The organism is Mycobacterium sp. SM3041 (genome assembly GCF_039668335.1).
Lineage (GTDB): Bacteria > Actinomycetota > Actinomycetes > Mycobacteriales > Mycobacteriaceae > Mycobacterium.
The window spans coordinates 85,471-106,073 of sequence record NZ_JAYXBQ010000072.1 but is presented as its reverse complement, the minus strand read 5'-3'; the positions used below and the strand labels follow the sequence as shown (position 1 = coordinate 106,073).

The window sequence follows — 20,603 nt, the reverse complement described above, 5'->3', positions numbered from 1 at the left end:
GCGCGCGAGCGTGCAGCTAGATCGCCGATTTTCGAGATCTCGCTCTCTGGCTGCACATTCGCGGGTAGTCGCCGCGCTCGGCCGACGATCGTCGGGAAATATCCCGGTAAGACGCGACGTATGTCGGATGACCGCGCACGCCCGGGTTCGTGATGATGGCCACACAAGCGTGAACAGCCCACGCTCAGTCACAGACTCAAGGAGTACCCACATGGCCGTCATCGACCCCACCAAGACCTGGGAACTGGTGGAGGAACGCCTGTCGCGCACCACGAACGAGCGCCACCGCCAGGTGCTGGGCATCGTGCTCGAACACATGAAGGCGGAGGCCGTGCCGGACATGGATCGTCTGATGGCCACGTTGTCCCCGAAACCGGATTACCACTTCTGGTACGCCAACACCGACATGGGCCCGAAGACCACCGAAGGCGTGCGCGCCTATTACGAGGCGTTCGTGGCCAGCGGCGCGAATCATCTCGTCTTCGAGGTCGATCGCCTCGCCGTCGACGATGATCTGGTGATGACCGAAGGCTGGATGAAGATGATCTACCCGGGCGCGTCCGCGCAGGCCATCGGTGTGGACGTCGACGACCCGAACGGCGACTACCTGCTGGTGTTCCGTCAGCTGATCAACTGGCCGATCGACGCCGACGGCCTGATCATCGGCGAGGACGCGTATCAGACCGGCCCGGTCAGCGTCACCAAGCTCGGTGTGGCAGACCTGCCGCAGGCGTACATCGACCAGAAGGCCGCCGCCGCCAATGCCTGAACGCCGCGAGGACATCGCAGCCCTGCTGCTCGACCGCCTCGGCGATGAGCGGCTGGGGCTGCGGACCCGGGACCAGGACTGGACCTGGGACGAGGTGGTCCGCGAGTCCGCTGCCCGCGGCGCGTACGCCGCCGAACTGCGGGCTGACGGGCCGTTTCACATCGGCGTCCTGCTGGACAACGTGCCCGACTTCATCTTCTGGCTGGGCGGCGCCGCGCTGTCCGGGGCGACGATCGTCGGCATCAACCCGACGCGCGGCAACACGGAACTGGCCGGCGAGGTCCGCCATGCGGACTGTCAGCTGATCGTCACGGATTCTGCTGGGCGGAAACGGCTTTCGGGCCTCGACCTCGGGCTGACGCCCGACCGCATCCTCGTCGTCGACGACCGCGCCTACCAAGAAGCGATTTGTGCACGAAAATCCGCGGCCGGCGCGGAAAATCGTGCGCAAATCGCTCCTGCGGAGGGCGTTGGCGCCGAAACGCTGATGCTGCTGCTGTTCACCTCCGGCACGACAGGCGCTTCGAAGGCCGTCAAGTGCAGCCAGGGCCGCCTGGCGTGGATCGCCTACTCGGCGGTGGACAAGTTCAACCACGTCCGCGAGGACGTCGACTACTGCTGCATGCCGCTGTTCCACGGCAACGCCATCATGGCGCTGTGGGCCCCGGCGCTGGCCGTCGGCGCGACCGTCTGCCTGACCCCGAGCTTCTCGGCGTCCGGCTTCCTGCCCGACGTGCGGTATTTCGGTGCGACGTTCTTCACCTACGTCGGCAAGGCACTCGGCTATCTGCTGGCCACCCCCGAACTGCCCGACGACGCCGACAACCCGCTCAACCGCGGGTTCGGCACCGAGGCCTCACCGGAGGACCAGGCCTACTTCAAGCGCCGGTTCGGCGCGGAGCTGTACGAGGGGTACGGCTCCAGCGAGGGCGGCGGCGCCGTCGTACTCGACCCGAACCAGCCCGAGGGAGCACTCGGCCGTCCCGCCCATCCTGGTGTCGCGATAGTCAACCCAGAAACGATGATCGAGTGCGTCCCAGCGGTTTTGGACCGACACGGCCGCATCCTCAATCCGGACGAAGCTGTCGGCGAGATCGTCGACAAGCTCGGCACCAAGAAGTTCGAGGGCTACTACAAGAACGACGCCGCCGACGCCGACCGCATCCGAAACGGCTGGTACTGGACCGGCGACCTGGGCTACCTCGACGAGAACGGCTTCATCTACTTCGCCGGCCGGCGCGGTGACTGGATTCGGGTCGACGGCGAGAACACCTCGGCCCTGTCGATCGAGCGTGTGCTGCGGCGCCATCCCGAGGTGATCGCCGCCGGGGTGTACGCGGTGCCGGACCCCCGCTCGGGCGATCAGGTGATGGCCGCGATCGAGGTCGCCGACCCCATCCTGTTCGACGTCGACAAGTTCGTGCAGTACCTGAACGACCAGGACGACCTCGGCAAGAAGGGCATGCCGCGGTTCCTGCGGATTTCGGATTCGTTGCCGGTCACCGGCTCCAACAAGGTGCTCAAGCGCGAACTGCAGGCGGACAAGTGGCACACCGACGAACTGGTGTACCGCTGGGTGGGTCGGGGCGTACCGGTTTACGGCCTGATGTCGGACGATGCCAAGCGCGCGTTGGACGATGAGTTCACGCAGTACGGACGGCAGCGATACCTATAGGGAGTTTGGGCATGACGGACTGGGACTCGACGGTTGACGTGCTGGTGGCGGGCTCTGGTGGCGGTGGCGTCACCGGCGCCTACACCGCCGCGCGTGAGGGACTCGAGGTGCTGCTGGTCGAGGCCACCGACAAGTTCGGCGGCACCACTGCCTACTCCGGTGGCGGTGGCGTGTGGTTCCCGTGCAACCCCGTGCTGCAGCGGGCCGGCACCGACGACACCATCGAGGATGCGCTCGAGTACTACCACGCCGTCGTCGGCGACCGGACGCCGCGCGAGCTGCAGGACACCTACGTCCGCGGCGGCGCGCCGCTGATGGAGTACCTGGAAGCCGATCCCAACATCAAGTTCGACATGCTGCCCTGGCCCGACTACTTCGGGAAGATGCCCAAGGCCCGGCTGGACGGTCAGCGGCACGTCGCGGCCCGTCCGCTGAAGATCGAAAAGGCGCCTGAATTCAAGGAATTGGTGCGCGGCCCGCTCGACAACGACCGGCTCAGCGTCCCGCAGCCCGACGACTACTTCATCGGCGGCCGGGCGCTGATCGCCCGCTTCCTGGTGGCGCTGAAGCAATACCCTTCGGCGACAACACAACTCAACACCGCACTGGTCGAGCTGGTCACCGAGGACGGCGCCGTCGTCGGAGCTGTTGTCGAGACCGACGGGGTCCGCAAGGCGATCAGGGCACGCAAGGGCGTGCTGCTCGCGGCCGGCGGCTTCGAGGGCAACGACGAGCTGCGGCACAAGTACGGCGTGCCCGGCGAGGCGCGAGACACCATGGGGCCCTGGGGAAATCTGGGTCAGGCGCATGAGGCGGGCATCGCCGTGGGCGCCGACACCGATCTGATGGAGCAGGCGTGGTGGTCACCCGGCCTGACCCATCCGGACGGTCGCAGCGCGTTCGCGCTGTGGTTCACCGGCGGCATTTTCGTCGACCAGGACGGCAAGCGGTTCGTCAACGAGTCCGCGGCGTACGACCGCATCGGCCGTGTCGTCGTGGACCGGCTGGCCAAGGGCGAGATGACGTTGCCATTCTGGATGATCTACGACGACACCGACGGCGGCGTGCCCCCGATCAAGGCCACCAACGTGTCCATGGTCGAGACCGAGAAGTACGTCGATGCCGGGCTGTGGCACACCGCGGACACCCTGGAGGAGCTGGCCGTCAAGATCGGTGTCCCGGCCGAGCAGCTCGCCGCGACCGTCAAACAGTTCAACGAATATGCCGACGCCGGCTCCGACCCCGACTTCGGCCGCGGCGACGAGGCCTACGACCGTGCCTTCTCCGGCGGCGCCTGCCCGATGGTCCGGATCGACAAGGCGCCGTTCCACGCCGCCAAGTTCGGCATCTCCGACCTGGGCACCAAGGGCGGCCTGCGCACCGACACCACCGGTCAGGTGCTCGACACCGCCGGCAACCCGATTCCCGGGCTGTACGCGGCGGGCAACACCATGGCCGCGCCGAGCGGCTACGCCTACCCGGGCGGTGGCAACCCGATCGGCACCAGCATGGTGTTCTCCCACCTGGCGGTGCTCGATATGGTCAAACGAGAGGCTTCGTAAGGGTCCTGGTTCCAGGGCTCGGCGAATTCGAAAGGGGCACAAGATGACTGAGGCCGAGGTCCGGCATATCGATGCCGGCGTCGAGATGACGCGGTTCGCGCGCGGCTGGCACTGCATCGGGCTGGCCGAGTCGTTCCGGGACGGAAAGCCGCACTCGGTGCAGGCGTTCGGGACCAAGCTCGTGGTGTTCGCCGACTCCACCGGCGCCATCAAGGTGCTCGACGGGTACTGCCGCCACATGGGTGGTGACCTGTCGCAGGGCACCGTGAAAGGCGACGCGGTGGCGTGCCCGTTCCATGACTGGCGTTGGGGCGGGGACGGCAAGTGTCAGTTGGTGCCGTACGCCAAGCGCACGCCGCGGCTGGCCCGCACCCGCGCCTGGCAGACCACCGAGGTCAACGGGCAGCTGCTGCTCTGGCACGACCCCGAGGGTTCGACGCCCGGGCCGGAGCTGACCCCGCCGACCATCGAGGGTTACGAGGAGGGCCAGTGGTCGCCGTGGCAGTGGAACTCGCTGCTGATCGAGGGGTCGCACTGCCGCGAGATCGTCGACAACAACGTCGACATGGCGCACTTCTTCTACATCCACCACGCCTACCCGACGTACTTCAAGAACGTCATCGAGGGCCACACCGCCAGCCAGTTCATGGAGTCCAAGCCGCGCCCGGACTACGCGACCCGTGAGCTGTGGGACGGCACGTATCTGCGTTCGGAGGCCACGTACTTCGGGCCCGCGTACATGATCAACTGGCTGCACAACGATCTCGCCCCGAACTTCACGGTCGAGATCGCCCTCATCAACTGCCACTACCCGGTGACGCACGACTCGTTCGTGCTGCAGTGGGGGGTTGCGGTGCAGAACAATCCGGCGCTGCCGGCGGACAAGACCGAGAAGCTGGCGGCGTCGTTGAGCCGCAGTTTCGGCGACGGCTTCATGGAAGACGTCGAGATCTGGAAGAACAAGACGCGCATCGAGAACCCGCTGCTGACCGAGGAAGACGGTCCGGTCTACCAGCACCGCCGTTGGTACGAGCAGTTCTATGTCGACGTCGCCGACATCAAGCCCGACATGGTCGCCCGCTTCGAGCAGGAAGTCGACACCACGCACGCCAACGACCTGTGGCACGAAGAGGTCGCCAGGAATCTGGCCAACCGCACTCCGGTCGGCAAGGCACACGCCGTCCAGTAGTCGCCGAAAAGCACTGAGCCGCCCTCGTTTTCGAGGGCGGCTCAGTGGTCAGATCGGGGTGTCGGACTCAGCGGGCGGGACTCAACGGGCTGGGTGCGCCTGCGGGCTCTGCACGATGGCGGCCAGCTGGCCCAGGTTCTGCAGCTTGTCCATGTCCGGAGCGGACGGGACGGGGACCGCGGAGAACGCGGGCAGCACCGGGTCGGCCGGCTTGTCCTGCAGCATGCCGAGGGCCATGTAGCCGGCCACGCCCAGACCTGCTGCCGTCAGCACCACCACAGCGGTGGAACGCCGGAACAGCTGCCGCAGGGGGCCGATGTTTTCGGTCGTCTGATGGGTCAGGGTGGTCATTGCCGTGCCTCTTCTCGGTGAAGATCACGACCGAGGTGGTCGTTGGTCTGTTCAACAACCATGCGCCCCGAAATGCTTCCCCGCAAGGGTTTATTTGATCGGCTAATATTTCAAAAACTATGCATGACCTGCATAAACATCAATTAGATAGTATAATCTAAGTAACGAAGATCACGTTCGCGCGGCACCTGGCGGGCGGGATCGTCAGTGCCGCAGCGGGTTGCGGCAGCCGCGTCAGCGGTGCCGGCGCGCGATGAGTTAGCCGTCGGGGCTAGCCGACGACCGCCGGGTTCAGCAGCGGCCGCAGGAACTCGACCTGGCTGGCAAAGAACGCCCGGGCCACCTGGGTCTTGGCGGCGACGCCGTCGAACCCGTGATAAGCGCCCGGCACCACTTCCAGTGCGCACGGCACGCCCGCCGCCCGCAGCCGCTCGGCGTACTCGACATCCTCGTCGTGGAAGACATCGAAGGTCCCGACCCCGACCCAGGCCGGCGGGAGACCGGACAGATCGGCGCGCCGGGCGGGGACGGCCACCGCGGGGTCGGCGCCGCCGAGATACGCGCGCCAGCCGAAGCGGTTCGACTTCTGGGTCCACAGCCGGTGCCCCGGATGGTCCAGCCCGGGCCGGCTGCCCGACCGGTCATCGATCATCGGATACACCAAAAGCTGTGCCGCCAAGGGTATTTCACCGCGGTCATGCGCCAGTTGGGCCAACGCCGCGCTCATGCCGCCGCCGGCGCTGGCGCCGCCGACCGCCACCCGTGCCGGGTCGACGGCCGGCAGGTCGACCAGCCAGCGCAGCGCCGTGTAGCAGTCCTCCAACCCGGCCGGATACGGATTGTCGGGCGCCAGCCGGTATTTGACCGCGGCCACGGTGATGCCCAGGGCGTCCGCGAAACGCCGGCAAAGCGCGTCGTCCTGCGCCGGGCTGCCGATGACGTAGCCGCCGCCGTGAATCCACAGCAGGGCGCCGCCCCGGTCCGCGCCGGTGGACGGACGGTGCAGCCGGATCCCGACGCCCGACGCCAGCGTCAGCACCTCGACGTTGTCGGGAGTGCGGCGTTCCTGCAGGTCGGACAGCACGCGGACGAAGCGGAGGTTCCACGGCGTGATGGGGCTGCGCGGCATGAACCGTGCGGCCCGCGCCAGCTCGGGGTGGAAGTCGACTGTTTGCGAGAGGCCCGGCATCCAACCGACATTACTTATCCGCGCGCGTCAGGTGGGGACACGCCTGCAGTTCACACACAGGAAACTCGTTGTCCTGCGCGAAACTGAGCATCAGTGTTCACTGAAACGCTATGACTTCCACGCCGCACAAGCATGCCGAGCCACCCGGTCTGACGGCCGAGGACGCGGGCTACCACCACACCCTCAAACCGCGTCAGCTGCAGATGATCGCGATCGGCGGCGCCATCGGCACCGGCCTGTTCCTGGGTGCCGGTGGACGGTTGCACAACGCGGGGCCCGGGCTGTTCCTTGTCTACCTGATCTGCGGCGGGTTCGTCTTCCTGATCCTGCGGGCCCTGGGCGAGCTGGTGTTGCACCGGCCGTCGTCGGGGTCGTTCGTGTCGTACGCGCGGGAGTTCCTCGGGGAGAAGGCGGCTTACGTCGCCGGCTGGATGTACTTCCTGAACTGGGCCATGACGTCGATCGTCGACTCGACCGCCATCGCCACCTACTTCCACTACTGGTCGGCGTTCGACGCGATCCCGCAGTGGCTGATCGCGCTGATCGCCCTGGCCATCGTGCTGAGCATGAACCTGATCTCGGTGACGCTGTTCGGCGAGCTCGAGTTCTGGGCGGCCCTGATCAAAGTCGTGGCGCTGGTGACCTTCCTGGTCGTCGGCACGGTGTTCCTCGCGGGCCGCTTCAAGGTCGACGGTCAGTCCACGGGCTTCAGCGTCATCGCGGACCACGGCGGCCTGTTCCCGACCGGCCTGCTACCACTGGTGGTGGTGACCTCGGGCGTCGTCTTCGCTTATGCCGCAGTCGAACTCGTCGGCACCGCGGCGGGTGAGACGGCCGAACCGCACAAGATCATGCCGCGCGCCATCAACTCGGTGATCTTCCGCATCGCGCTCTTCTACGTCGGCTCGCTGGTGCTGCTCGGCCTGCTGCTGCCGTACTCGGCGTACAAGCCGGGGGAGAGCCCGTTCGTCACGTTCTTCTCGAAGATCGGCTTCGAGGGCGCCGGCACCCTGATGAACGTCGTCGTGCTCACCGCGGCGTTCTCCAGCCTGAACGCCGGGCTGTACTCGACCGGCCGCATCCTGCGCTCCATGGCGATGAACGGCAGCGCCCCGAAGTTCACCGGCGTCATGTCGAAACGCGGTGTGCCCTATGGCGGTATCTGTCTTACCGCCAGCATCGGCCTGCTCGGTGTCGTGCTCAACGGCGTCGTGCCGGCGCAGGCCTTCGAGATCGTGCTGAACATGGCGGCGCTGGGCATCATCGCGTCGTGGGCCACCATCGTGATCTGTCAGTTGCAACTGTTCCGCTGGTCGCAGCGCGGTGAGATCGCCAGGCCGGCGTTCCGGATGTGGGGTGCGCCGTACACCGGATACGCCACGCTGGCGTTCCTGGCCGCGGTGCTGGTGCTGATGGCGTTCGACAAGCCGGTCGGCACCTGGACGGTGGCGACGCTGGTGCTCATCATCCCGGCGCTGATCCTGGGCTGGTACGCGGCGCGTGGCCGGGTCCTGGCGATCGCCAAGGAGCGCGAGGGCTTCACCGGCCAGTTCCCGGTGGTCGCCAACCCGCCGCCACCGGGCGAACGTCAACCTTGACGCGTTGAGGTTTACCGCCGGCCGATTAGGGGTTTACTTGGCTGGTGGAGATCATGTCGCCGACCGATGCCATGTTCCTGCTCGGCGAGTCGCGGGAACACCCGATGCACGTCGGCGGACTGCAGCTGTTCACCCCGCCGGAGGGCGCCGGGCCCGAGTTCATCCATGACCTGCACCGGGACATGTTGGCGCACACCAACTTCAACCCCACCTACCGCAAGCGCCCGGCGCGGATTCTCGGCGGCATCGCCAGCTTCGGCTGGACGTATGACGACGACATCGACGTCGACTACCACCTGCGTCGCTCCGCGCTGCCCACGCCGGGACGGATTCGTGAGCTGCTCGACCTGTGCGGGCGGCTGCACACCAGCCTGCTGGACCGGCACCGCCCGCTGTGGGAGACGTACCTCGTGGAAGGCCTTGACGACGGCCGGTTCGCGATCTATTCGAAGGCACACCACGCGCTGCTGGACGGGGTTTCCGCTCTCCGGATGGCGATGCGCACGCTGTCCGACGACCCGGCCGAGCAGGAGGTCCGGGTGCCGTGGGACCTACCGTCCCGCAAGCGTGCGTCGAAGCAGAGTCCATCCCTGATCGGTTCGGCGGTGGGCACCGTCGGCGCGGCGGCCGGTCTGGCGCCATCGGCGTTCCGGGTGGCTCGCGCGGTGTTGTTGGAGCAGAACCTGACCCGGACGTTCAGTGCGCCGAAGACGATGTTCAACGTCAAGATCGGTGGCGCCCGGCGGGTGGCGGCACAGTCCTGGCCGATCGCCCGGATCAAGGCCGTCAAGCAGGCCGCCGGCGGCGTCACCGTCAACGACGTCGTACTCGCCATGTGCGCCGGTGCGCTGCGGGCCTACCTGCTCGAGCAGAACGCCCTGCCCGACGCGCCGCTGATCGCGATGGTCCCCGTGAGCCTGCGGTCCGAGGCCGACGCCGATGCCGGCGGCAACCAGGTCGGCGCGCTCCTGTGCAACCTGGCCACCGACGTCAACGACCCGGCGACGCGGCTGCAGACCATCGCAGACTCGATGCGCGGCAACAAGCAGGTGTTCTCGGGTCTGTCGAAGACGGAGTCCATGGCACTGTCGGCGCTGCTGCTGTCCCCGATCGCGCTGTCCGCCGTGCCGGGTTTCGTCGACGCCACCCCGCCGCCGTTCAACATCGTCATCTCGAACGTGCCGGGGCCGCGGGTGCCGATGTACTGGAAGGGCGCCCGGCTCGACGGGAACTATCCGCTGTCGATCGCGCTCGACGGGCAGGCGCTCAACATCACGCTGGTCAACAACGGCGACAACCTCGACTTCGGGTTGGTCGGTTGTCGGCACAGCGTGCCGCACCTGCAGCGGCTGCTGGGCCACCTCGAAGACTCGTTGGCGGACTTGGAGGCGGCGGTCCGCTAGGCGCCACGCGCGCGGCTGCCGTCGCATCTTCGCGAAACTGACCGGCTGGCGGAAAACCCGCCTGGAAATCGCCCTGTGGTCAGTCTCGGCGCGGATCAGTCACGAGGCGGACCGCCAAGACGGCTCTGCCCAACCGATACGCAGGTCCACGGCGTCGTCCACCGCTCCTCGTGACTCGCGGGCACGGGCAATTCTGCGGAGCACCACACCGGCGGAATCACGCGAAGTGACGCGGATGACGAGCCAGCCCATCTCGATCATCTCCTCGATCCGGGCGATGTCCTTGCGGACCTGATCTGGGTCCATGTGGTGCCGGCCCTCATATTCGACCGCGACCTTCAGCTCCGGCCAGGCGAAATCGACAACTCCGATCAGCACGCCGAATTCGTTGCAGACCGGATGCTGACTCTCGGGCGGCGGAAATCCAGCGCGAACGATCAGTAGTCGCAAGGCGGTTTCCCGGGGTGACTCGGCTTTCGGGTCAACCAGCGCGATGGACTTCCGCGCCTGCCGGATCCCGCGTTGACCGGGTCGACGCTGCGCGGCCAGTTCGATATCAGGGACTGTCAGTTTCGTTGCGCGCGCCAGGGCATCGATGGCGGCGACCGCGACATCTTCAGGGAACTTGCGTGCCAAGTCGACCGCGGTGCGGGAGGGAGTGGTCAGTCGCAGGTCGCCGATACAGCACACCTCATCGGCATCGGTGCTGTCGGCCCACACCACGATGCTGCGCGTCGGTCGGCACGGACTGCCAATGATGTTGGCGGGCAAGGACGGATCGACATACCTGGCTCCGTGCATTGCCGCCGCTGAGAATCCCGCGAGAATTCCTGTACCGCGGGAGCGCAGCCATGCGGCCTTCGCTCGGATGATCGCGGTTGGTCGTGTTCCCCTCGGGACGTAAACATCCTTGTGGACTGCAACGAAATTCGTCCGCAGTTGATGACGCGTCAGGCGACCCGCCGCCACTGCTTCGCTGCCGATGAATGGCTCCCCCACGTCGGCAGTGTGCCCGGTGATTCCGCGGCGAAGCCAGCCTCAGTCGGAGCTCGCTGTGGATAACTCTCTCGAAACTGACTGGGTGGTGGAAAACCTGTCCGGAAATCGCCCTGTGGTCAGTCTCGGCGCGCGCCTTACAGCGGCGGCGGCGCCCAGGGCAGGGTGATCGGGGCCAGACCCGGGATCTCGAGCACGTGCGACGGCGGTGCCGGCTCGGCGGGGGCTGCCGGCTCGGCCGGGGCCAGCGGCGGATGCGCCGGGTTGTCGACGGGCGAGGCCGGCGGCGCCGGCGGCACGGTCGTGTCGGTGACCGCCGGACTCGGTGCTTCGGCGGTATGAGTCACCGCCGACGAGGACGACGACGAAGACGACGACGGCGCCACCGCTTCGGCACTCGGCGCGACTACCGGAGCCGCAGCGGTGGTCGGGGTGTTGCTCGTCGGGGCGACGGTCGTGGCGGTGGTGACGGGCGCCTGTGCCACCGGGCGCGGGGCCACCGGAGCCGGTACCGCGGTCGCGCCGCCGGGGGTCTTGATGCTGCCGGTCATCGGGCCGGGTGTCCGTGGTGCCAACGCGCAGAGCACCTGGTGGCTGCCGGCGGACCAGCTGGCCGGTCCGATGGGCCGGTGGTTGACGGTCAATGCGCTGGCGGACAAGGTCTTTGGTGCCAGATACGCGGCGGCCATCGTGAGGCAGGCGGGCCGCAGCACATCCTCCTGGTCGGCGTCCGAGGGCGGCGGGCCGTCGTGGAAGTGCGCGCCGAGGTCGATGGGGCCGACGACCTCGACCGAGTGCGGCTCGGCGCAGTCCACCGGTACGAGGCCCGTCTGACCGCCCTTCATGTCGGCGCCCAGGCAGGTGCCCGGCGGCCACACCCGGGACTGGTCCTGCTCGGCCACCAGCCCGCGGAACGGCAGCTGCTCGCCATTCGGGCCGGGCAGCTGCAATCCGCACAAGGAGATGTGTGATCCGGAACCCTCGGCACCCACCGAGCGCAGCAGGCCGTACGCGAACCGGCCGTTGGGGTCGTAGCGCGGTCCGAGGTACCGGCGGCCCGACACGGCGCAGGATTCCTGGTCGCCGTCGCCCTGGACCGAGTTGACGACCTCGAACAGGTGCGGGCTGCTGCACTGGACGAAGGCGGGGCGCTGTGGCGGCTCCGGTTGCCAGGTCAGGCAGCTGCCGGCATGCGCGCTGCGGAAGACGGCGTCGGTATGGTCGGCTTCGGTCGCGCCGCCGGCGGACGGGCCGACAGCGGCCACGGTGACCACGCCGGCGATCAGCTGGGCGCACAGCAAAGCCGCTAGCAAAGCGCGGCGTGGCGCCCAGAACTTGACCGATAGCACACTCATCGGTGCCTAGCGTGACATATTCGGCCGATCTACGCAGCTTGGCGGATCGATCTCCACCGAGTCTCTACCGTCTCGTGACGGGCGGAGGACTACTTGAGCAAAGGGTCGCGGGGCAGTCCGAGAATGCGTTCGGCGATGGTGTTCCGGGTGATCTCCGAGGTACCGCCGGCGATGGTCATGGCGCGGTAGCCCAGGTAGGCCTGGGTGAGTGTGGGAGTTTGCCCGGTCACGGCCGCGGGACCGGCCAGCTTCATGCCCAGCTCCGTCTGCCGCTGGCCCTGTTCCGCGACCACCAGTTTGGTGACATTGCCCTCGGGTCCCGGACCGGTGCCGGCGATCGCTCGGCTGATCCGTCGCAGATTCAGCAGCCGCAGGGTGTGTCCCTCGGCGATCACCGCGCCGGCGCGGTCGCGGAGCCCGGCCGCCTGCTCCGGCGGTGCCGCGTCCAACAGGGCGATCAGGTCGTCCGCACTGAAGCCGGATTGCGCGCCGGAGCCGCCGCCGATCGACAGGCGCTCGTTCCCCAGCGTGGCTCGCGCCACCAGCCAGCCCTTGTTGACGTCACCGATGACGTCGGCGTCCGGGACGAACACCTCGTCGAAGAACACCTCGTTGAAGTGGGCGTTGCCGGTCAGGCCCTTGAGGGGGTTGACGGTCACGCCGGGCGCCTTCATGTCGATCGCCATCATCGTGACGCCGGCGTGCTTGGGGGCATCGGGATCGGTGCGCACCGTGGCCAGACCCCACTGGCAGTACTGGGCCAGGCTGGTCCATACCTTCTGGCCGGTCACCAGCCAGCCGCCGTCGACCTTCTTGGCGCTGGTGCGCACGGCGGCCGCGTCCGAGCCGGCCTCGGGCTCGGAGAACAGCTGGCACCACATGATCTCGCCGCGCAGTACCGGGTACACCCAGCGCTCACGCTGGTCGTCGGTGCCGGCCTGGGCGATGGTCAGCGTCACCCAGCCGGTGATGCCGAGGTCGGGCCGCTCGACGTCGCGGAACTCCTCCTCGATGGCCAGCTGCTCCAGCACGCCCGCGTCCCGGCCCCACGGCTTGGGCCAGTGCGGCACCAGATAGCCGGAATCGACAAGGAAGTCCCGCTGCTCGTCCTCGGGCAGCGACCGCAGCGTGGCGACGGCATCGCGGGCGGCGGTGCGGTATTCGGCCGCTTCCTCGGGGAGGGCGAACGACGCGCCGTGGGCCCGGCCGGTGCGTTGTCCGTCGACCACATCGGCCAGCGGGTCGGCGCCGTCCGCGGTCAGCGCGGACAGCGTGAGGGCACGGCGCAGATACAGGTGTGCGTCGTGTTCCCAGGTGAAGCCGATGCCGCCGTGCAGCTGAATGTTGTTCTCGGCGTTGAAGACCTGGCTGTGGATCGCCTGGGTGGCGGCCACCGCGGCGCCGAACCAGGCGTCGTCCAGATCGTCGGCGCGGGCCGCATCCCACGCTGCGGCGGTGGTGAGTTCGGCCGCCACCAGCATGTTGGCGGCGTGGTGCTTGACGGCCTGGAAGGTGCCGATGGTGCGGCCGAACTGCTCCCGCACCTTGGCGTATTCGACGGCCATTTCCAGTGCCGCCCAACTGATCCCGACGGCCTCGGCAGCGGCCAGGATGCGAAAAGCGGTGTGCGCCTCGGTCGCCGCATCGCGGATGACGGCGATCGCCTCGGCCTGGTCCAGCGTCACCGAGCCGATGCTGCGCGTGGTGTCCGTGCTGTCGAGAGGGCTGACGGTGACGCCGGTGGCCTGCGCGTCGACGACCACCACGTCGTCACCGGCGACCAGGACCAGCAGCGCGGCATCAGGGGCGCCGAGCACCGTCGGGCTCTCGCCGAACACGGTGTGGGCAGTGCTGTGAACGTGGCCCGACAATCCCAGCGCGGCCACGGTGCTGCCATCGGCCATCCCGGGCAGCAGCGCGGCGCGCAGTTCGTCGGTTCCGCACCGGTCGATGACGACGGCGGCGGCGACGGTCGGCAGGAACGGCCCAGGACAGAGGTCGCGGCCTTGCGCCTCGAGTACGACCGCCAGCTCGGGCAGCCCGAACCCGGACCCGCCGAACTCCTCGGGGATGGCCAGGCCCTGCCAGCCCAGATCGGCGGCGGCTGTCCAGAAACCGGCCGGATGCGACGGTCCGCCCTCGAGCGTGGCGCGGGCGGCGGCCCGGCTGCCGAGCCGCCGCAGCAGTCCCGTCGCCGAGTCCGCGAGGTCGTTGTGGTCGTCGGTGATCGCCAGCGCAGAGGCACCCATGGCTCGACTGTAAGCACGACGGTACGGCTTCGAATAGGTCCTGACCAGCTGTGATGCACTTCACAAATGAACAGTCGCCGAACTGTGACCGCGAATGTGCTGTGGCCCCGAAACCCCGTGGTCAGGCCGGTGTACGCTCGCGAAATGACGGCTCGACCGAACAATGATGTTCACAGCCCTTCCCTGGCCACCCGGCTGCGCTGGTTCATGGCTGCCAAGCCCTCCGATCACCTGTTGGCGATGGCCACGGCCGCCGCGTCGCTGCCCGTGATCGGCAAGAGCCTCGAGCCACTCGGCGGCGCCACCGCGATGACCCTCTGGGGCATGCGGCACGTGCCCAGCTTCTGGGCGTCGACGTCGAAGGCTCTGTTCACTCCCAGCGTCGCCGAGATCCGCCGCGCCGAGCGGGACTGCACCAACGAGGTCGTCCGGGCCGCGCTGACGGGCGTCGTGCCCCCGGCCGAACTCGACATCGAATGGCCCGCACCGGAGCGCACGCCGCCGTTCTGGCGGGCACGCGAACACCGGCGCCAGGTGCACCGCACCTCGGTGCGCTACGGCGACAGCCCGTCGCAGCTGCTGGATGTCTGGCGCGCCGACGACCTGCCCGCCGAGCCGGCCCCGGTTCTGATCTACCTGCCCGGCGGGGCCTGGGTGCACGGCAGCCGGCTGCTGCAGGGCTACGCCCTGATGAGCCATCTGGCCCAGCAGGGCTGGGTCTGTCTGTCCATCGACTACCGCGTGGCCCCGAATCACCGTTGGCCGCAACACATCACCGACGTCAAGACCGCGATCGCCTGGGCCCGGGCCAACGTCGACAAGTTCGGCGGCGACCGCAATTTCATCGCGATCTCCGGCGGCTCGGCCGGTGGGCACCTCGCCGCGCTGGCCGGCCTGACCGCCAACGACCCCGAACTGCAGACCGAGCTGCCCGAGGGCGCCGACACCTCGGTCGACGCCGTCGTCGGTATCTACGGCAGATACGACTGGGAGGACCGGTCGACCAAGGAGCGCGAGGAATTCGTCGACTTCCTGGAGCGCGTCGTGGTCCGGCGCCGCATCGACAAGCATCCCGAGATCTACCGGCAGGCTTCGCCGATCGCGCGCGTGCACCGCGACGCACCGCCCTTCCTGGTCATTCACGGCAGCGGCGACAGCGTCATTCCGGTGGCGCAGGCGCGGGACTTCGTACACGAGCTGCGTGCGGTGTCCGCGTCGACGGTCAGTTATATCGAATTGCCCGGTGCCGGACACGGTTTCGACATGACGGACGGTGCCCGCACGGGATCGATGGCCACTGCCATAGGGTTGTTCCTCGATGAGGTTCGCCGGAACCAGAACCAGCACTGCGTCGAAGAGGTCGTCTAGACCGATCGACCGGCCGAGGTTCTGGCCCGAAGCGCAGGAGAGGTCGAGTGAAACGACTGAGTGGGTGGGACGCGTTCCTGCTGTATTCGGAAACGCCCAACGTGCACATGCACACCCTCAAGATCGCCGTCATCGATCTCGCCGGCCTGGGCGACCGCACGTTCGGCATCGACGAGTTCCGCCGCGTGCTCCGCGAACGCCTGCACAAGCTGGAGCCTTTCGGCTATCAACTCGTCGACATCCCGTTCAAGTTCCACCACCCCATGTGGCGAGAGCATGCCGAGGTCGACCTCGAGTATCACGTCCGGCCGTGGCGGGTGGCCGCCCCCGGTGGCCGCCGTGAACTCGACGAGGCGATCGGCGAAATCGCCAGTACCCCACTGGATCGCAGCCGTCCGCTGTGGGAGATGTACCTCGTCGAAGGCCTGGCCAACGGGCGGGTCGCCGTGGTCGGCAAGATCCATCACGCATTGGCCGACGGGGTGGCCTCGGCCAACCTGCTGGCGCTCGGCATGGACATCACCGAGGGTCCGCAGCGGGACAACGATCTGTACGTGACCGATCCGGCGCCGTCGCGCGGTCAGCTCGTCCGGTCCGCGTTCGCGGATCACCTCCGGCAGATCGCGCGGTTCCCCGGCGTCGTGAAGTACACCGCCGACGGCATGGCGCGGGTACGGAAGAGCAGCCGCAAGCTGTCGCCCGAACTGACCCGGCCGTTCACGCCGCCCCCGAGCTTCATGAACCACGTCATCACACCCCAACGGCGTTTCGCCACAGCGACTTTGGCGCTCGCGGACGTCAAGGAGACCAGCAAGAAGCTCGGCGTCACCATCAATGACCTGGTGCTGGCGATGTCGTCGGGGGCGCTGCGCGAGCTGCTGCTGAAATACGACGGCAAGGCCGACCACGCGCTGCTGGCGTCGGTGCCGATGAGCTACGACTTCTCTCCGGATCGTATCTCCGGCAACCGATTCAGCGGTGTGCTGATCGCGTTGCCCGTCGACGTCGACGATGCCGCGCAGCGCGTCCAGCAGGCCCGCGAGGCCGCCTTGCTGGCCAAGGAGAGTCATCAGCTGGTCGGCCCGGAGCTGGTCGCCCGCTGGGCGGCCTACATGCCGCCGGCGCCGATGGAATCGATGTTCCGCCGCCTGTCCAACAAGGACGGGCAGAACAAGGTGCTGAACCTCAACATCTCCAACGTGCCGGGGCCTCGCGAACGCGGCAAGGTCGGCGGCGCGACCGTCACCGAGATCTACTCTGTCGGACCGCTCACCGCGGGCAGCGGGCTGAACATCACGGTGTGGAGCTACGTCGACCAGCTCAACATCTCGGTGCTCGCCGACGGTGCCACCACCGACGATCCGCATGAGGTGACCGCCGGCATGGTCGCCGACTTCAAGCAGATCCGCAGGGCCGCAGGGCTTTCCGAGGAGCTGACGGTCGTCGAGACCGCCATGGCGCAGTAGATTTGCGCCCGGTGGTGCGTCAGTCCGCCGGGCGGTTGCGGAATCGTTTGTGGAGCACCTGGCGTGACACGCCCATGATCCGACCGATCTCGGCCCAGGTCCATCCGTTGGCGCGGGCCTGGCGGACGGCCTGCTCGTATTGCGTTTTGGCGCTGACGAGGTCGTCGCGAGCCTGAGCCAGCGCTCGTCGGCTGATGCCGCCGAATACATCCGCGGCTATTGGATCGGGTTCTGCGGGTTCGTCATCAAATGACCAATCGTCGTCGTCATCATCGACGTCAAGGCCATGTGCTTTTCGGAAGGCATCGCCGGCGGCATCGATCTCTTCGCGCGTCGGACGGCGTTGTTGTGGTTCCCACCAGAGCCGCTCGGTTGGGTAGGTCATGGCTGTACCTTCCGGGGTCGATCACTGGGGAAAGTATGTGCCGACGGACCGACACGTTTCGTGTGACCGAGACCGGTGCGACCCGTCTCCAAGTGTGTTCGGGCTGGGAGCCGTCACCCTGGGCTGACAGTGTCAACCCAAGGTGACAATGTCAGCCCAAGGTGACGGGTCCAGATCGGACATGTTGATGAGAGCGCCGGGCCGGCCGGACCGCTGGTTAGCCGACACTCTCGGAGTCGACGGCCTTCACCTTCTCCGCCCGCACCCACTCCAGGAACCGCGTGATCGCCTCGGCGGTGTAGCGGCCGTGCGCCGAGCCGAAGACATCGAATGCGTGCTGCGCGTTGGGGATCTCGGCGTATGCCACCGGTGCCGGCGACTCCTCGCGCAGCGCGGCGACGAAGTCCCGTCCCTCCTGGACGTCGATCAACGTGTCGTTGGTGCCGTGCAGCACGAAGAACGGTGGCGCGTCGGGACCGATCCGCTTGATGGGCGAAGCGTCGAGGAACACCTGCGAGTCGTTGGCGTACCGCTTCTTGATGATCAGCTGCTCGAGGGCCCGCATCATCTCGGCGCGGCCAGGGCCTTCGAAGCCGAACCAGTCGTACCGGCCGTAGACCGGGACTGCGGCCACCACCGAGGTGTCGGCATCTTCGAAACCGGGCTGCCACTGGGGATCTCCGGGAGTCAGGGCTGCGAGCGAGGACAGGTGACCGCCCGCCGAGCCGCCGCTGATCGCGACGAAATCCGGATCGCCGCCGTACTCGGCGATGTGCTCCTTGACCCAGGCCAGGGCCTGCTTCACGTCGATGATGTGCGCCGGCCACTGATGTTTCGGGCTGACGCGGTAGCCGATGGACACGCAGATCCAGCCGCGGTCGGCCAGGGCGCCCATCAGCGGGTACGCCTGCGGCCGACGGTCGCCGAGCATCCAGCCACCACCCGGAACCTGAAGCAGCACAGGGGCTTTACCGTCACGCGGCAGGTCCGGGCGGCGCCAGATGTCGGCCAGGTTGGCGCGGTGCGGGCCGTACTTGACGGTGTCCTTGTTGTACTTGCGGCGCGACAGCATGGTGCGCCCGATGCCGGGCAGGCGCGGGACGCCGGGATCGGCCGGGTTGCGCGGACCGATCACGTCATCCAGCGGCTCCTCGAACGCGGGCCGCGAGCTCCGGCTCCGGATGAGGATGTAGCCCAGGATGGACCACGTGATCACGTTGATGGCCAACGCGATTCGGCCGCTGGTGCCCGAGAAGGCGCCACGCCGGCCCCGGCGGATCGCGGACAGCACCGAGGAACTGAGCACGAAGCCGGCCGCTTCACTGGACGGCCAGCCGTACGCGAACGCGACGATGCCGGGGTTCCCGGACCGGGCCAGCGGGCGCGCCGCGTTGGTGGCGTTGACGAGACCGAGGACGGCCCGTAGCAGGGTCACCGTTTTACGCGCCATCGGCCAGCGCCTTCAGCTCGCGGCGGTCGATCTTGCCGGTACTGTTGCGCGGCAGCTCCGTGAGCACCGTAATCGACCGTGGCACTTTGTAATTGGCGAGAGTGTCGCGCACGTGCTGCTTGAGGACGTCCTCGGTAGCCGTTGCCCCGTCGGCCAGCACGACGAACGCGGCCAGGCGCTGGCCGTACTGCTCGTCCTCGACGCCCAGCACCGTGGCCTCGGCGACGTCCGGGTGGGTGGACAGCGTCTTCTCCACCTCGATGGGGTAGACGTTCTCGCCGCCCGACACGATCATCTCGTCGTCGCGGCCCACCACAAAGAGCCGGCCCGCGGCATCGAGATATCCGACGTCACCCGAGGACATGTAGTCCTGGTGGAAATCCTTTGTGGCACCGGAGGTATAGCCGTCGAATTGGGTCGAGTTGCGCACGTAGATGGTGCCCACCTCGCCTGTCGGCAACTCGTTGAAGTCGGCGTCCAGGATCTTGATCTCGGTGCCCTCGGCCGGGCGGCCGGCGGTGTCGGGGGCGGCGCGCAGATCGGCCGGCGTCGCGGTGGCGATCATGCCGGCCTCGGTGGCGTTGTAGTTGTTGTAGATGACGTCACCGAACTGGTCCATGAACGAAGTGACGACGTCGGGCCGCATGCGCGAACCCGAGGCCGCGGCGAACCGCAGCGAGCGGCCGCTGTACCGGTTGCGGATGTGGTCCGGCAGCTCCATGATGCGGTCGAACATCACTGGGACGACACACAATCCGGTCGCCTGGTACTTGTCGACCAGCGCCAGCGTGGCCTGCGGGTCGAACTTGCGGCGGGTGACGACGGTGCAGGCCATCGATGCCGCGAACACCAGTTGCGAGAAGCCCCAGGCGTGGAACATCGGCGCGACGACGACGGTCGTCTCCTCCGTGCGCCACGGCGTCCGATCCAGGATGGCCTTCAGTGCGTCCAGCCCACCGTCGGAATGCTTGGCGCCCTTGGGAGTTCCCGTGGTTCCGGAGGTCAGCAGGATCACGCGGCTCTTCTCGCCGGTGCGTCGCGGCTGCAGCCCCAGGTGGTCGATGATGAGCGACTCGACGGTCAGCGGGTGGTCGTCGGTATCGGTCCACGCCACGATTCGCGTGGTGCCGGTCCGGCCCTCGAGCGCACGATCGACCGTCGCGGTGAACTCTTCGTCGTAGATGATGACGTCGACGTTCTCGCGGGCGACGACCTCGGCCATCGCCGGGCCGGCGAACGAAGTGTTGAGCAGCAACACATCTGCGCCGATGCGGTTGGCCGCGATCAGGGAGTCGACGAAGCCGCGGTGGTTGCGTGCCATGATACCCACGACCTTGGCCGAGGGCAGCGTCTGCAGGGCGGCGGCAAAGGCGTCGCCGCGCTTGTCGAGCTCACTGAAGGTCAGCGTGCCCAGCTCGTCGATGAGACCGGGGCGGTTCCCGCAGCGTTGCGCGGAACTCGCGAAACCCGAAGTGACGCTCATGTTTTCGCGCGCCATGGCACCGGCGATCCGCACGTACTTGTCCGGGCGGAGCGGGGCGATGACACCGGCCCGCACCATGGTGTTGACCAGGCCCGCTGTCGCCGTCAGCTTGTCG

Annotated in this window: 16 protein-coding genes; 8 read left to right on the top strand and 8 right to left on the bottom strand. The window is 67.8% G+C overall.

Features of this window, described 5'->3' with window-relative positions; genetic code table 11:
- Positions 1–211 precede the first annotated feature (211 nt).
- Genes VXD91_RS22910 through VXD91_RS22895 form a run of 4 tightly spaced genes read left to right on the top strand, consistent with a single transcriptional unit; the run spans position 212 to position 5,195 of the window.
- Complete coding sequence (locus VXD91_RS22910; protein WP_318984801.1) at positions 212–769, top strand: nuclear transport factor 2 family protein; 558 nt, start codon at positions 212–214, stop codon at positions 767–769.
- Positions 762–2,444, top strand: a complete 1,683-nt coding sequence (locus VXD91_RS22905) for an AMP-binding protein (protein ID WP_346416525.1) — start codon at positions 762–764, stop codon at positions 2,442–2,444. The genes VXD91_RS22910 and VXD91_RS22905 overlap by 8 nt, the downstream gene beginning before the upstream one ends.
- Before the next feature lie 11 nt (positions 2,445–2,455).
- Positions 2,456–4,006: an FAD-binding protein gene (locus tag VXD91_RS22900; protein WP_346416524.1), complete on the top strand. Its 1,551-nt coding sequence runs from the start codon at positions 2,456–2,458 to the stop codon at positions 4,004–4,006.
- A 43-nt stretch (positions 4,007–4,049) separates the two neighbouring features.
- The gene (locus VXD91_RS22895; RefSeq protein WP_318984798.1) at positions 4,050–5,195 is read left to right on the top strand and encodes a Rieske 2Fe-2S domain-containing protein; all 1,146 of its coding nucleotides are present in this window, start codon (positions 4,050–4,052) and stop codon (positions 5,193–5,195) included.
- A gap of 81 nt (positions 5,196–5,276) precedes the next feature.
- Here VXD91_RS22895 and VXD91_RS22890 read toward each other — a convergent pair whose 3' ends face one another.
- Entirely contained in the window at positions 5,277–5,546 is a 270-nt protein-coding gene (locus VXD91_RS22890; RefSeq protein WP_020103427.1) for a hypothetical protein, read from the bottom strand.
- A gap of 271 nt (positions 5,547–5,817) precedes the next feature.
- On the bottom strand, positions 5,818–6,735 hold the full coding sequence (locus tag VXD91_RS22885; RefSeq protein WP_346416523.1) for an alpha/beta hydrolase: 918 nt from the start codon (positions 6,733–6,735) through the stop codon (positions 5,818–5,820).
- A gap of 110 nt (positions 6,736–6,845) precedes the next feature.
- On the opposite strand from VXD91_RS22885, the gene VXD91_RS22880 reads away from it, so the two are divergent.
- Together VXD91_RS22880 and VXD91_RS22875 are read left to right on the top strand one after the other, a co-directional pair.
- Positions 6,846–8,333 (top strand): amino acid permease, encoded by a 1,488-nt coding sequence (locus VXD91_RS22880; RefSeq protein WP_212807951.1) that lies wholly within the window; start codon positions 6,846–6,848, stop codon positions 8,331–8,333.
- 44 nt (positions 8,334–8,377) lie between these two features.
- On the top strand, positions 8,378–9,736 hold the full coding sequence (locus tag VXD91_RS22875) for a wax ester/triacylglycerol synthase family O-acyltransferase (RefSeq protein WP_346416522.1): 1,359 nt from the start codon (positions 8,378–8,380) through the stop codon (positions 9,734–9,736).
- Between the two features lie 99 nt (positions 9,737–9,835).
- Here VXD91_RS22875 and VXD91_RS22870 read toward each other — a convergent pair whose 3' ends face one another.
- From VXD91_RS22870 to VXD91_RS22860, 3 genes are all read right to left on the bottom strand, one after another.
- Entirely contained in the window at positions 9,836–10,735 is a 900-nt protein-coding gene (locus tag VXD91_RS22870; RefSeq protein ID WP_346416520.1) for a DUF559 domain-containing protein, read from the bottom strand.
- 134 nt (positions 10,736–10,869) lie between these two features.
- Entirely contained in the window at positions 10,870–12,087 is a 1,218-nt protein-coding gene (locus VXD91_RS22865; protein ID WP_346416519.1) for a septum formation family protein, read from the bottom strand.
- Positions 12,088–12,176: 89 nt separating this feature from the next.
- Entirely contained in the window at positions 12,177–14,336 is a 2,160-nt protein-coding gene (locus VXD91_RS22860) for an acyl-CoA dehydrogenase (RefSeq protein WP_346416518.1), read from the bottom strand.
- A 144-nt stretch (positions 14,337–14,480) separates the two neighbouring features.
- Between VXD91_RS22860 and VXD91_RS22855 the strand changes: the two genes are divergently transcribed.
- Together VXD91_RS22855 and VXD91_RS22850 are read left to right on the top strand one after the other, a co-directional pair.
- Positions 14,481–15,704, top strand: coding sequence for an alpha/beta hydrolase (locus tag VXD91_RS22855; RefSeq protein ID WP_226520364.1), 1,224 nt, complete (start codon positions 14,481–14,483; stop codon positions 15,702–15,704).
- Between the two features lie 47 nt (positions 15,705–15,751).
- A complete protein-coding gene (locus VXD91_RS22850; RefSeq protein WP_212807955.1) occupies positions 15,752–17,170 on the top strand; it encodes a wax ester/triacylglycerol synthase family O-acyltransferase in 1,419 nt (472 codons plus the stop codon).
- A 19-nt stretch (positions 17,171–17,189) separates the two neighbouring features.
- Here VXD91_RS22850 and VXD91_RS22845 read toward each other — a convergent pair whose 3' ends face one another.
- The 3 genes from VXD91_RS22845 to fadD12 form a co-directional block, all read right to left on the bottom strand.
- Positions 17,190–17,555: a hypothetical protein gene (locus VXD91_RS22845; RefSeq protein ID WP_226520365.1), complete on the bottom strand. Its 366-nt coding sequence runs from the start codon at positions 17,553–17,555 to the stop codon at positions 17,190–17,192.
- Positions 17,556–17,772: 217 nt separating this feature from the next.
- Entirely contained in the window at positions 17,773–19,005 is a 1,233-nt protein-coding gene (locus VXD91_RS22840; RefSeq protein ID WP_226520366.1) for an alpha/beta hydrolase, read from the bottom strand.
- Positions 18,995–20,596 (bottom strand): acyl-CoA ligase FadD12, encoded by a 1,602-nt coding sequence (fadD12, locus tag VXD91_RS22835; protein ID WP_346416658.1) that lies wholly within the window; start codon positions 20,594–20,596, stop codon positions 18,995–18,997. Before fadD12 ends, VXD91_RS22840 begins: the two co-directional genes overlap by 11 nt.
- Positions 20,597–20,603 lie beyond the last annotated feature (7 nt).